This window comes from Streptomyces sp. NPDC021749, from assembly GCF_040640655.1.
Classification (GTDB): domain Bacteria; phylum Actinomycetota; class Actinomycetes; order Streptomycetales; family Streptomycetaceae; genus Streptomyces.
The window spans coordinates 200,646-213,915 of record NZ_JBFACE010000007.1; the positions used below are offsets into that span (position 1 = coordinate 200,646).

The 13,270-nt window shown below is 74.6% G+C and carries 9 protein-coding genes and 1 pseudogene; 3 read left to right on the forward strand and 7 right to left on the reverse strand.

All coding sequences use genetic code 11. The features are described from left to right. The first annotated feature begins 7 nt into the window (after positions 1–7). The gene (locus AB0G35_RS09860) at positions 8–1,405 is read left to right on the forward strand and encodes an NADP-dependent succinic semialdehyde dehydrogenase (protein ID WP_360946531.1); all 1,398 of its coding nucleotides are present in this window, start codon (positions 8–10) and stop codon (positions 1,403–1,405) included. A 33-nt stretch (positions 1,406–1,438) separates the two neighbouring features. Here AB0G35_RS09860 and AB0G35_RS09865 read toward each other — a convergent pair whose 3' ends face one another. Next, positions 1,439–3,601, reverse strand: coding sequence for a SpoIIE family protein phosphatase (locus tag AB0G35_RS09865; protein ID WP_360946534.1), 2,163 nt, complete (start codon positions 3,599–3,601; stop codon positions 1,439–1,441). Between the two features lie 393 nt (positions 3,602–3,994). On the opposite strand from AB0G35_RS09865, the pseudogene AB0G35_RS09870 reads away from it, so the two are divergent. Continuing rightward, positions 3,995–5,479, forward strand: a pseudogene (locus tag AB0G35_RS09870) (glycoside hydrolase family 30 beta sandwich domain-containing protein); the annotation flags it as partial. Between the two features lie 76 nt (positions 5,480–5,555). Here AB0G35_RS09870 and AB0G35_RS09875 read toward each other — a convergent pair. The 5 genes from AB0G35_RS09875 to AB0G35_RS09895 all read right to left on the reverse strand — a co-directional run bounded on the left by AB0G35_RS09875 (position 5,556) and on the right by AB0G35_RS09895 (position 11,080). Then, a complete protein-coding gene (locus AB0G35_RS09875; protein ID WP_360946537.1) occupies positions 5,556–6,782 on the reverse strand; it encodes a metallophosphoesterase in 1,227 nt (408 codons plus the stop codon). A gap of 154 nt (positions 6,783–6,936) precedes the next feature. Further along, on the reverse strand, positions 6,937–7,443 hold the full coding sequence (locus AB0G35_RS09880) for a DUF1990 domain-containing protein (protein WP_360946730.1): 507 nt from the start codon (positions 7,441–7,443) through the stop codon (positions 6,937–6,939). Positions 7,444–7,690: 247 nt separating this feature from the next. Next, positions 7,691–8,542 (reverse strand): alpha/beta hydrolase, encoded by an 852-nt coding sequence (locus AB0G35_RS09885; RefSeq protein ID WP_360946540.1) that lies wholly within the window; start codon positions 8,540–8,542, stop codon positions 7,691–7,693. 40 nt (positions 8,543–8,582) lie between these two features. Then, entirely contained in the window at positions 8,583–9,383 is an 801-nt protein-coding gene (locus tag AB0G35_RS09890; protein ID WP_360946543.1) for a crotonase/enoyl-CoA hydratase family protein, read from the reverse strand. Further along, positions 9,383–11,080 (reverse strand): acyl-CoA dehydrogenase family protein, encoded by a 1,698-nt coding sequence (locus tag AB0G35_RS09895; RefSeq protein WP_360946546.1) that lies wholly within the window; start codon positions 11,078–11,080, stop codon positions 9,383–9,385. Before AB0G35_RS09895 ends, AB0G35_RS09890 begins: the two co-directional genes overlap by 1 nt. Positions 11,081–11,199: 119 nt before the next feature. Between AB0G35_RS09895 and AB0G35_RS09900 the strand changes: the two genes are divergently transcribed. Continuing rightward, positions 11,200–12,006, forward strand: coding sequence for a PaaX family transcriptional regulator C-terminal domain-containing protein (locus AB0G35_RS09900; RefSeq protein ID WP_360946549.1), 807 nt, complete (start codon positions 11,200–11,202; stop codon positions 12,004–12,006). Positions 12,007–12,043: 37 nt separating this feature from the next. Here the strand turns inward: AB0G35_RS09900 and AB0G35_RS09905 are convergent, their stop codons facing one another. Beyond that, positions 12,044–13,261 carry a lactonase family protein gene (locus AB0G35_RS09905; protein WP_360946552.1) on the reverse strand — a complete coding sequence of 406 codons (1,218 nt, stop codon included), beginning with the start codon at positions 13,259–13,261 and terminating at the stop codon, positions 12,044–12,046. Between the last annotated feature and the right edge of the window lie 9 nt (positions 13,262–13,270).

Sequence of the window (13,270 nt, forward strand, 5' to 3'; positions counted from 1 at the left end):
GCTGACCATGGCCATCGCCACGGTCAACCCGGCCACCGGCGAGACCCTGAAGACCTTCGACGCGCTCAACGCGGGCGAGATCGAAGACCGCCTGGTCAGGGCGGAGCAGGCGTTCCAGATCCACCGCACCACCAGCTTCGCCCGCCGTACGGAACTGCTCCTCAAGGCCGCCGACCTGCTGGAGGCCGACCAGGACGGCATCGCCCGCACGATGACCACCGAGATGGGAAAACCGCTGGTCCAGGCCCGTGCGGAGGCCGCGAAGTGCGTCAAGACCATGCGCTGGTACGCCCGCAACGCCGAGAGCCTGCTGGCCGACGAGCACCCCGACCCGGCGGACGTCGGTGACTCCGGGGCGATGCGTGCCGTGGTCCGCTACCGGCCCCTGGGCCCGGTCCTGGCGGTGATGCCGTGGAACTTCCCGCTCTGGCAGGTCGTACGGTTCGCCGCCCCGGCGCTGATGGCCGGCAACACCGGACTGCTCAAACACGCCTCGAACGTCCCGCAGACCGCCCTGTACATCGAGGAGCTGTTCCGCCGCGCCGGCTACCCCGAGGGCTGCTTCGAGACCCTGCTGATCGGCTCCGGCGCCGTCGAGGAGATCCTGCGCGACCCGCGGGTGGCCGCCGCGACGCTGACCGGCAGCGAGCCGGCCGGGCGTTCGGTGGCGTCCATCGCCGGTGACGAGGTCAAGAAGACCGTGCTGGAGCTCGGCGGCAGCGACCCGTTCGTGGTCATGCCCTCCGCCGACCTCGACAAGGCGGCCAAGGTCGCGGTGACCGCACGGGTGCAGAACAACGGGCAGTCCTGCATCGCGGCCAAGCGGTTCATCGTGCACAACGACGTCTACGACGCCTTCAGCGAGCGGTTCACCGAGCGGATGGCGGCGCTGACCGTCGGCGACCCGATGGACGAGAACACCGACATCGGACCGCTCTCCAGCGAGCAGGGCCGCTCCGACCTGGAGGAACTCGTCGACGACGCGGTCCACCAGGGCGCGAGGGCGCTGTGCGGCGGCCGGCGGCCGCCCGACCACCGGGCCGGCTGGTTCTACGAGCCCACGGTACTTGCGGGCATCACCCCGACCATGCGCATCCACCACGAGGAGGCGTTCGGCCCGGTCGCCACCCTGTACCGCGTCGCCGATCTCGACGAGGCGATCGAGCTCGCCAACGACACCCCGTTCGGGCTGAGTTCCAACGCCTGGACCCGCGACCCCGACGAACAGGCCCGGCTGGCCCGGGACATCCAGGCCGGCGGCCTCTACTTCAACGGTATGACCGCCTCCCACCCCGGCCTCCCGTTCGGCGGCGCCAAGCGGTCCGGCTACGGGCGGGAACTGTCCGGCCACGGCATCAGGGAGTTCTGCAACATGACGACGCTCTGGTACGGCCCCGAGGAGTGAGGGGCCACAGGCGCGTGCCCGGCCGGTGGGCGGTCACCGTGCCGGGCCCGCGCCGTCCGGGGGCAGGAACTCACACCACAGCGCCTTGCCGTTGCCCCGCGGCTCCGCGCCCCAGCGGTCCGCCAGCGCCTCGACCAGCAGCAGACCCCGGCCCGAGGTCGCGGTCTCGCCGGGGCTGCGGCGGCGCGGCCACTGGCTGGAGCGGTCCTCGACCTCCAGCCGGATCCGGCGCGGGGTGCCGGGCAGAAGCTCCACGGTGACCAGGGCGCCGCTCTCGGTGTGGGTCAGCGCGTTGGCGATCAGTTCCGAGGCCGCCACCTCGACGTCGTGCAGGACGGCGCCCGCCCGCCACTGGTCGAGCGTGCGGCGCAGCGCCGAGCGGACCTCGGCGGTGCCCGACGGATCGGCCTGGTGGACGTGGAGCCGCAGCCGCGGCGTGGTCCTGCCCCCCGGGCCCGGTTCCCGCCGCAGCAGCAGGAGGGCCATGTCGTCCTCCGAGCCGGGCTCGGCCCACAGCTGGGCCGAGAGGTGGTCGGCCAGCTCCTCCAGGTTCGCCGGCCCGGTGCGGACCGCCTCGGACAGCGCCTCGATCCCGGCCGAGATGCCCCGTCCGGGCTGTTCGACCAGGCCGTCGGTGCACAGCAGCAGCGTCGACCCGGGCTCCAGGAAGAGCTGGGTCTCCGGGAAGTGGTCGGGCCCGAAGTGGGTGGCCAGTCCCAGCGGCAGCCCGCCGCGGACCTCCGGCCAGTCGATGTGCCGGGACGTGTTGCTCATCAGCGGGCCGAGATGGCCGGCCCGCGCCACGTGCAGCGCCCCCGACTCCAGGTCGGCCTGCACGTACGTACAGGTGGCGAACCGCTCGGTGTCCAGTTCGGCCAGGAAGCGGGAGGCCCGCACCAGTACGGTCTCCGGGGCGTGCCCCTCGCTGGCGTAGGCGCGCAGCGCGATCCGCAGCTGACCCATGACCGCGGCGGCGTGCGTGTCGTGCCCCTGCACGTCGCCGACGACGAGCCCGGTGCGGCCCTGCGGCAGCGCGATGACGTCGTACCAGTCGCCGCCGACGTCCCGGCCGACGCTCGCCGGGTGGTAGCGGACGGTGACCACGCCGCCCGCGAGGGGCGGCAGCCGGCGCGGCAGCATCGTCGCCTGCAGTCCGGTCGCGAGCTCCCGCTCCTGGTCGAACAGGGTCGCCCGCTGCACCGACTGCGCCACCACACCGGCCAGCGCCAGTGCCAGGTTGCGGGCCTCCGGCGACGGCACCGCCGGCTCGGCGTGGAACAGCCCCAGCGCCCCGATCACGGTGTCCTGGGCGACCAGCGGCAGAAAGGCCGCGCTGCCCGCCGGCAGCAGGTCCGCGTACGGGCGCAGCCGCGGGTAGCGGGCGATCAGCTCGCCGCGGGCGCTGAGGAAGGCGGGACGCCGCAGGCGTGCCGTGTCGGCCAGCGGCAGGGTGTCGTCCAGCCGGGAGCTCATCATGTCGTCCGGGACCTCGCCCAGCATGCCGGCGGCCGCGATGATCTCGAACCGCTCGTTCGCGACCAGCCCGAGCACCAGCCCGTCGGCGCCGAACCGCCGCGCACCGCGGGCCCCCGTCAGCACCCGTGTCACGTCCCGCACGGACAGCGCCCGGGACAGTGCGGCGGTGGTCTGCTGCACCATCACCGTCTGCCGTTGCCGCTCCTGCTGCAGTGAGCGCAGCAGCGCGGAGTCCGCCAGCTCACCGGTCGCCTCCCGGACGATGCCGACGACCCGGTACGGCGTGCCCTCCAGGTCGTGCAGGATCCGCCCCTGCGAGTGCGTCCAGCGCCGCGTCCCGTCCCGGCACCGGACCCGGAAGTACGCGCCGTACGACGAGTGGCCGTCCTGGAGCGCCTGCGAGAGCGCCTCGTCCAGCCGCCGTCCCTCCTCCGGCGGCACCCGCGTCACCAGGGACGACGGTGCGCCGTCGTATTCCCCGGGGCGCAGGTCGAAGACGTCCAGGGCGCCGGGGTCCAGGTCCATGTGCCCGCGGTCCAGGTCCCAGTCGAAGGTGCCCATCCGGTTGAGCGAGAGCCGCTCGCGCAGCCCGATCGGCTCGTGCCGCGAGACGCCGGGAGCCTCCTCCGCGACCCGGCGCCAGTCCCGGTCCGTTCGGGGGTCGTGGCCGGTCCGGGGGCCGTGGCCCTCGTCGGACGGTCCGGCCGGCGGGGCCGTCATCGGATGCCCCACGTCGTGGCCCGGGAGCGTGCGACGTGTGGGCTCACCATGCGAACACCCTAGGCGGGGCCCGCACGCCCCGCATGTCCGGTGCGCCGGGCGGCCCCCCGGGGGTACGGAGAACGGGTGAGGGAGGGAGAGGAGGGGCGAGGAGGGGAGGGGAGAGGAGGGGAGGGCGCGCCGGAAGGGGGGGAGCAGGCCGCCCCCGCCCCGTCCCAACTCCCTTGTGTATACCGTCGCTTGACGCGACCGTTCACCTCCCGAACCATGGGGCGGAGCCGTCGGCCGGGTGAGGGGCCGGCCGGAAGCAGCGAGCGGGCCGTGTCCGCACCGGCCGACCGGGCAGAACGGCAGGCGTACACCTGACCGCCCGCGCCACAGGAAGGCCCCGCCATGAGAGCGCGAGCCGTACGAGCGCGACGCCTCCGGCGCGCCCTTGCCACGTCCGCGGCCGGGTTGGCCGGCCTGCTGGTGCTGTGGCTGGCCGCCGGTGCGCCGACGGCCCCGGAGCCCGCCGCCCCGGCCCCGCACCGGATGCAGGTCTACCTCACCACCACCTCCGACCCCGGCGGCAGAAAGGTCGTCCAGGGCCTGCGGCGACAGCCGTCGCTCACCTTCCGGCCGGGCCGCGGCGGCACCCTCACCGTCGACCCCTCCCGGACCTACCAGCGGTTCGAGGGCGGCGGCGCCTCGTTCACCGACACCGCCGCCTGGCTGATGAACGGCAGCGGCGCGCTCAGCGACGCGACCCGCGCGACGGTCCTGCGCAAGCTCTTCGACCCGGACGACGGCATCGGCCTCGGCTTCCTCCGCAACCCGATGGGCGCGTCCGACCTGGCCCGCTCCGGCTACACCTACGACGACCTGCCCGGCGGCCGCACCGACCCGGACCTCCGGCACTTCTCGCTCGCCCACGACCTCGCCGACGTCCTGCCGCTGACCGCCCGGGCCCGCCGGCTCAACCCGGCACTGAAGGTGATGGCCACGCCCTGGACCGCGCCCGCCTGGATGAAGGACAACGGCCGGCTCGACCAAGGCCGGCTGCGGCCCGAGTACTACGCCGCCTACGCCCGGTACTTCGTGAAGTACCTCCGGGCCTACCGCGACCACGGTGTGCCGGTCGATTACGTCTCCGTCCAGAACGAGCCCACCTGCTGCGCCGGTTACCCGTCCATGCGGTGGACCGGTGCCTCCCTCGCCCGCTTCACGAAGAACGACCTGCTGCCCGCGCTGCGCCGGGCCGGACTGCCCACCAAGGTCCTCGCCCTCGACTGGAACTGGGACCGCTACGACGCCTTCGCCCGGCCCACCGTCGACGATCCGGCCGTCCGCCGCCACCCCAACTTCGGCGGGCTGGCCTGGCACGGCTACGGCGGCACGGTCACCCGGCAGACCCGGGTGCACGAGGAGTACCCCGGTCTGGCCGTCCACGACACCGAGCACTCCGGCGGCCGGTGGGTCGCCGACCAGCAGAAGCAGGACATGCACGACCTCATCGACTACACCCGCAACTGGGGCAGCAGCTGGACGAAGTGGTCGCTCGCCGTGGACCAGAACAACGGCCCGCACCAGGGCGGTTGCTCCGACTGCACCGGGCTGGTCACCGTCCACCACGGCGACGACCACACCGGCCGGGTCGACTACACCGTCGAGTACTACACGATGGGCCACCTCACCAAGTTCGTGAAACCCGGCGCCCGCCGCATCGCCTCCACCGGCCCGTCCGCCCTGCCCCACGTCGCCTGGCGCAACCCCGACGGCTCCACCGTCCTGATCGCCTACAACGACGCCCGCGCCCCCCGGCCCGCCGGCATCAACGCGTCGGGCCGGCACACCCGTTACACCCTCCCTCCGGGCGCATCGGCCACCTTCGTCTGGTAGGGGCCGGTGAAGCGGTCCGCCCGCCGGCCCCGGGGCGGGCGTAGCCCCCGAGGCCGTTCGGGCGGGGGCGCGTTCAGGCGTGTGCCGCCGCCGGTGCGGCGACCGGGCGGGTGTGGCGGGTGCGGTGGGCGAGGGTGGCCTTGCGGGTCGCCACGTCGACGGTGTAGGCGTCGAGGGTCAGCCGGGCGCCGGACACCTTCAGCAGCATGAATCCGTGGTCGGAGAAGTTCTGCCAGGCGGCCGGGTTGGCGAAGTGGGCCTTGCCGTCCTCCGTCTTGGCGGACGCCCCGCACACCACCTGGCGGGTGCCGCCGGTGCGTGCGGTCGGCTCCAGGATCTGCAGGGTGTGGTCGTGCCCGGACAGGATCAGGTCGGCCCGGCCGCACACCACCTTCTCGTACATGTCCTTGAGGTGGACGCCGCTGGTGTAGTTGCCGATCTCGAAGCCGTCGTACGAGCCGGCGCTGCCGTGCTTGCCGTTGTTGAGGTACGGGTGGTGGCCGATCACCACCTTCCAGCGTGCCCGCGAGGTCCGCAGCGCCTCGTCCAGCCAGCTGCGCTGCGCGCGCATGTACGGGCCGTCCCAGCGGTAGTACGGGTCGAGCTGGGCGACGTACGACGACCAGGGAATGGTGTCGATGGCGAAGAACTCCACCAGCGGGTCGGCGGCGGGCAGCGGCACCCGGTAGTAACGGGCGGGCATGTACCAGCGTTTGGACGTCCTGGCGTAGGCGACCTCACGGTCGCCGCGCGACGGGTCGCCGCCGCTGCCGGGTATCAGCCCCGAGCAGTCGTGGTTGCCCAGCACCATCAGCCAGGGCACGTCGATGCCGCTGTTCGGCTTCTCGAACTTGTCCTGGAACTCGGAGTCGTGGTCGGACTCCGGACCGTTCTCGTAGATGTTGTCGCCCAGCCCGACCGCCAGGCCGACCCCCTCGCTGCGGCAGATGTCCCGGGCGGCGGCCGCCACCGCGTACTGCGCCTCGTCCCCGGTCCCCGCGTCCCCGGTGACCAGGACGGCGAACTCGCCCTTGCCGTTGGGCCGTTCGGGGAACGGGAAGGCCCCGGGCGCACCCGGGCGGGGCGCGGCCGAGGCGGGGGACTGGGCCGGCGAGGGCAGCACCGCCAGCGCCGCACCGGCCATCGCGCCGCCGAGCAGCGTCCGCCGGTTCACCCACTGCGGCACCCGCCCGGTCGTCGGCACCGGCGCCGCCCCGGCTCCCGTCGCCTCCGAGCCGGCCCGCAGCCACTCCCGCTCGGTCATGTCCGCCTGCGGCGGGATCAGTTCGTCATTGCACATGCCTGGTTTTTCTCACGGCCGGCGGGGGCGATGGTGGCGAAAAGATGAACCGGAGGTGGACGTATGGCGATCGGCGGCGACTTTGCTACGCGTCGGTAACTACGCGTCCCCGCACGGCGTCACGCGGTGAGAAAAGCGGACGCGGCGCCTTCCGTCAGCCGTTGGCGAGCCGGCGCAGGGTGCGGCCGAGGCGACGGACGTAGGCCCGCTGGAACACCGGGACGAGCGGGCCGGCGAGCCGGGTGAGGGGCTGCGCCGGACGGCTGAACGCGGTCACCGTGAACCACACCGTGCCGTCGGCGCGCAGCTCGGCCAGGAACGCCTCCTCACCGCACTCGGCATGCCCCTCCCGGGTCCCGTACGCGAAGCCGATCCGGTCCGCCTCGTCCGCCGTCCACACCACCCGGCAGGGCGCCCGCAGCCGCAGCGGCCCGATGCCCAGGGAGACCTCCACGGCCACCCCCGGGGCGGCCCGCGGCGCATCGGACCGGATGCCGGTGCCCGCGGCCCGGTGCATCCGGAAGGTGGTGATGGCCTCGCCCGCCGCGGCGAGCACCGCGCGGCCCCGGCCGATCGGCAGCTCCTCGTGGAGGTGGTCGTAGCCGGGCGGCAGCGGCGAGCGCACGGTGGCACCCACCTCGGGATAGGTGAGGTCGGTCAAGTCGGTCATGAACGGCGACGGTACGCGGGCCGCCACAGGTGATCAACAACGGTCGGTGCGCTTCACTGCCGGAGGCGCACCGCGGCCTTCCGGGTGACGCCCCCGGTGCCGGGAACTCCGGAACCGCAAGGAGGGGCATCGCCGGGCGGGGGGTGGCTGCGGGGGTGGGAGGCGCGGTGGCCGTACGGAACACGGGCCGGCCCGCACGCTCAAGAGTGCCTACCGACCGAAGAACGCGCCGGGCCCCTCACACCCGGCTGAGGAACGCCTCCACCATGCGCACGAAAAAGCCCGGGTCGTCGAGCCACGGGAAGTGGCCGGCGTCCGGCTGGACGGTCAGCTCGGCGGTGGGGAGCAACCCGGCGATGGCGGCGGCGATCCGGGGCAGCGGACCGCCGTCCCGCTCACCGGCCAGGAACAGCACCGGAGCCCGCAGCGCGGCGAGCGCGGCACGGGTGGCGGCGGGCTCGAAGGCGCCGGCCGACGCATAGTGCTCCGCGGCCTCCTCGTTGGTCTGCGCCACCTCGGCCGCCGCGTGCGCCCGTGCGGCCGCGTCCCACCGCCCGTAGAAGAAGGGCATGGCGGCGTCCCACTGCTCGTCGGTCGCCGTGCCCGCCCAGACCGCCTCGAACGCGCCGTACGCGGCCTCGTACCACGGTTCGTCCTTCCGCAGCGCCGCGGCCTCCAGACGGTGCTCGGTGGTGAAGTCGACGCCGACCGCCCGGCCCCGCGCGTTGCTCAGCACCAGCGCACGGACCCGCTCGGGATACCGTGCCGCGTACGAAAGGGCGAGGTCGCCGGCCGCCGAGTGGGCCAGCAGAGCGGCCCGCTCCAGGCCGAGGTGACGGCGCAGCGCCTCGACGTCGTCGACCTGCCGGTCGCAGCGGTAGCCGGCCGGGTCGGCCGGGACACCGGAGGCGCCGGTGCCGCGCAGATCGAGCAGCACCAGCTGCCGGTGCGCCGACAGCCCACCGAGATCACCGAGGTAGGCGGAGGCCCGCATCGGACCACCGGGCACGCAGAGCAGGGGTTCGCCCTCGCCGAGCACGTGGTAGGCGAGCTCGGTCCCGTCGGGCGCGGTGAAGGTCGCAGCAGGCACGGCGTCATCCTCCTGGCCGTGTGACGCTCAGGGCAAGGGGTTACGGAGCGGAGCCGCCCGGGCCACCGGGGACTCCGGGCTCCCCGGCCGGCGCGCCGTGCCGTCCCGCGCCCGCGGCGAAGCGCGCCGCGCCCTGACGCCCCTCGGCCAGCACCGCCTGACCGTAACGGAGTTCGGCGGCCATCGCGGCCGTCTCGTCCCGGCCCTCCTGGTCCAGCAGGGACGCCCGGTCGCTGCGCAGACACGCCTGGGGGAAGCGGGCGAGCTCCGCGGCCAGTGCTTCCGCCTCCGCGCGGGCCGTCCCGGTCGGCACCACGCGGTCGGCCAGCCCGATCGCCAGCGCCTCCGCGGCCGGCACCGGCCGGCCGGTCAGGACCAGGTCCATCGCCCGGCCCGCCCCGATCAGCCGGGGCAGCCGCACCGTACCGCCGTCGATCAGCGGCACGCCCCACCGCCGGCAGAACACCCCGAAGACCGCGTCCTCCTCGGCCACCCGCAGATCGCACCAGAGCGCCAGCTCCAGTCCCCCGGCCACCGCATGGCCCGCCACCGCCGCGATCACCGGCTTGCTCAGCCGCAGCCGGGTCGGCCCCATCGGCCCGTCGCCGTCCGCCGCCACGCGGTTGCCGCGCTCGGTGCCCACCTCCTTCAGGTCGGCGCCCGAGCAGAACGTGCCGCCCGCGCCCCACAGCACCGCCGCGCGCGCCCCGTCGTCCTCCTCGAACTCCCGGAAGGCTTCGGCGAGTTGGCGGGCGGTGGTGCCGTCCACGGCATTGCGCCGGTCCGGCCGCGACAGCACCACCGTCGTCACCGGACCGGTGCGCTCCACCCGTACGGACATCAGGCCGCGCCCCCGCCAACGGCGCTCCCTGCCGCCGGGCCCCTGTCCGCCGCGTCCGGGGTCCACGGCCGGACCCGTTCCAGGATCGCCGTCAGACCGGCACCGGCCGGCAGCGTGCCGTACGCATGACCCCACTCCCCGCCGAGCCGCGTCGCGCAGAACGCATCGGCCAGCGCCGGATCGCTGTGCCGCACCAGCAGCGAACCCTGCAGCACCAGTGCCATCCGTTCCGCCAGCGAACGCGCCATCAGCTGCGCCCGCTCCGGACCGGACGCCTCGCCGAGCAGCTTGCGCACCCCGGCCACCGCCGCGTCCAGCCGCCGGTCGGCGCCCGCCGCCTGCTCCACCTCGGCGAAGAACGCGTCCAGCGCGTCCGGTTCCCGGCCCAGCGCCCGCAGCACGTCCAGCGCGGCGACATTGCCCGAGCCCTCCCAAATCGACAACAGCGGCGCCTCCCGGTAGAGGCGCGGCATGCCGGAGTCCTCTACGTAGCCGTTGCCGCCCAGGCACTCCAGCGCCTCCGCGGCGTGCGCACTGCCGCGCTTGCACACCCAGTACTTGCCGGCCGCCAGCGCCAGCCGGCGCAGCGCCGCCTCCTGCGCGTCCCCGGCCTGCGCCCCGTCCACCGCCGCCGCCAGCCGCAGGCCCAGCAGCGTCGCCGCCTCCGACTCGATCGCCAGGTCCGCGAGCACCGAGCGCATCAGCGGCTGCCGGTCCAGCTCCCGCCCGAACGCCCGCCGGTGCGCGGTGTGGTGCAGCGCCTGCCGCAGCCCCGCCCGCATCCCGGCCGCCGAGCCGAGCACACAGTCCAGCCGGGTCATGTTCACCATCTCGACGATGGTCCGCACCCCGCGGCCCACCTCGCCGACCGGCCAGGCCACCGCCTGCTCGTACTCGATCTCCGACGACGCGTTGGAGCGGTTGCCCAGCTTGTCCTTGAGGCGCATCAGCCGCATCCCGTTGAGCGTGCCGTCCGGCAGCACCCGCGGCACGAGGAAGCAGCCGAGCCCCTGCTCGGTCTGCGCCAACGCCAGGAACAGATCGCTCATCGGCGCCGAGGTGAACCACTTGTGGCCGGTGAGGCGGTAGGTCCCGTCGCCGGCCGGCACCGCCCGCGTGGTGTTGGCCCGCACGTCGGAGCCGCCCTGCTTCTCCGTCATCGACATGCCCGCGATCAGACCCGACTTGGTGAGCGGCGCGCGCAGCCCGAAGTCGTACGACCGGGCGGCCAGCAGCGGCTCGTACTGCGCGGCCAGCTCCGGCGCGGCGCGCAGCGCGGGCACCGCGGCGTACGTCATCGAAATGGGGCAGCCGTGCCCCGGCTCGGCCTGCGACCAGACGTAGAACTTCGCGGCCCGCACCAGATGCGCCCCCGGCCGGTCATCCGCCCACGGCGCGGCGTGCAGGCCCTGCTCCACCGCCACGGTCATCAGCTGGTGCCAGGCCGGATGGAACTCGACCTCGTCGACGCGGTGCCCGAACCGGTCGTGGGTGTGCAGCCGGGGCGGCTGCTGCTCCGCCCAGCGGGCCTGGTCCTGCACCGCCGCCGAACCGGCCAGCGCCCCGAGCGCGGTCACCTCCGGCTCGCCCCACCCGGCGCCGTACCGCCGGAGCGCCTCCAGCAGGGCCGGCTCGTCCGCCGTACTGAACCCGGTCAGCGGCGGCGCCTGATTCACGACTTCATGGGTGACCGTCATACCCTGGACATTACAGAATCCGTACACCTGAAGGAAGCATGTAACACCGGCCCGCCGCTACCGGCCGCGACCACCGGCCGCCGGTCCACCGGCCGCCGCCCCGTACACTCCAGCCACCCATGAACGCCCAGCCACCCGTGAACGCCAACGGCCCCATCCCCCTCGGCCGCCCCGCGGACCTCGACCGCCCCGCCGACCTCGACCGCCTGCGGCCGCTCACCGCCCGCTCGATCGTGCTGAGCACCCTCCTCGGCCACCATCCGCCGCGCCTGCCCGCCCGCGCCCTGGTACGGGTCGGCGAGCTCTTCGGCGTCGCCGAGGGCACCGTCCGGGTCGCGCTCTCCCGCATGGTCGCCGCCGGTGACCTGCGGCAGACCGGTGGGGCCTACGCCCTCACCAGCCGCCTCCTGGCCCGCCAGACCCGCCAGGACGAGAGCCGTACGCCGCGCACCCGCCGCTGGCACGGGGACTGGGAGATCGCCGTCGTCACCACGGCCGAGCGCCGCCCCGCCGCGGAACGCACCGCGCTGCGGCAGGCCATGGCGAGCCTCCGGATGGCCGAGCTCCGCGAGGGCAGCTGGCTGCGCCCCGCCAACCTCGACCGGCCCCGCCCGGCGGTCGCCACCGACCCGTGCACCTGGTTCACCGGTACCCCCGACGACGACCCGGCCGCGCTCGCCGCCCGGCTCTGGGACCTCGACGCCTGGGCGGCCCGCGCCCGCGCCCTGATGACCGCCCTGGACCGCGCCGACACCCTCGCCGACCGCTTCACCATCGCCGCGGCCGCCCTCCGCCACCTCCTCGCCGACCCCCTCCTCCCCGCCCCCCTCCTCCCCGCGGACTGGCCCGGCACCCCGCTCCGCACCCACTACGCCCACTTCGAGGCGGACCTCCACAAGGCCCTGCGCCCGTACGTGTCCGACTAGGGGAGTCCGCCCGGGAAGCCGGAACGATCCGGTCGCTTCAGAGGGGGAGCGTGCAGACGGGGAGGGGCGCGGCGAAGGGCTCCCCGGCGGGGGTCAGGGTTCCGGTGCGGGCGGTGACGGCGAAGACCGTGACCGTGCCCGACTTCTGGTTCGCCGCGAACAGCCACCGCTCGTCCGGGGAGAAGGCGATCTGCCGGGGGAAGTCGCCGCCCACCGGCACGGTGTCCAGCAGGACGAGCCGCGCCCCGCCCGCCGTGACGGCGTAACGGGTGAGGCTGTTGTGGCCGCGGTTGGCGAGGAACGCGTAGCGCCCGTTGGCGGTGACCAGGATCTGGGCCGGATAGCTGGTGCCGGGGCCGGTCCCGGTGGACTGCGGTGCGCCGGGTGTCAGCCGTCCGGTCCGGCGGTCGTAGCGGCAGACCACCACCGTGTTGTCCACCTCGTTCGCCAGATAGGCGAAGTCGCCGGTGGGGTGGAAGGTCAGGTGCCGGGGGCCGGCGCCGGGCCGCAGCGATGCGGCCGACACCTGGGTGAGTTTTCCGGCCGTGGGATCGAGGCGGTAGGTGTACACGGTGTCGTTGCCGAGGTCGACGGCCAGGACGTGGCGGCCGTCGGGGCTGGTGAGAATCTGGTGGGCGTGCGGTCCGTCCTGGCCCGGGCCGGGCGGCGGAGCGCTGTGCGTGACCAGGTCCGTGCGCGCGCCGAGGGCACCGGTGGCCCGGTCGACGGGGTGGACGGCCACGCTGCCCGAGAGGTAGTTGGCGCTCAGCAACCAGCGGCCGCCGGGGTGCACCGACAGATGGCAGGGGCCGGCGCCGCCGGTGGACTGCGCGCCCAGCACGGCGGGCGGTCCGCCCGGGGCCAGCGCGAGGGCGGTCACCCGGCCCTCCGGCTGCTCGTCGACCGCGTAGAGGGTGCGGCCGGACGGGGCGAGGGCGAGGTAGGACGGGTCGGGGACGCCGGTGACCACACCGGTGGCGGCGATCCGGCCGGTCGCGGCGTCGTAGGTGGCGAGCCCGATGCCGGTGCCGCCGCCCTCCTTCGAGGTGTACGTGCCCAGGAAGAGCGGCCGGGTGCCGCGCGGGCGGCGGACGGCGGCGCGTGCGGCCCGGGCGGGCGCCGCCTCGCCGCCGGTCAGCGGCCCCGCACCGGCGGCGGTGGCCGCCCCCACCGCCGCCGTCCCGAGAAACCTGCGGCGGCCGATCCCGCCTCCGGCCGCCGCCCCTGTACGCGGGTCCCTGCGCGCTTCCGTCATGGGAGCAGG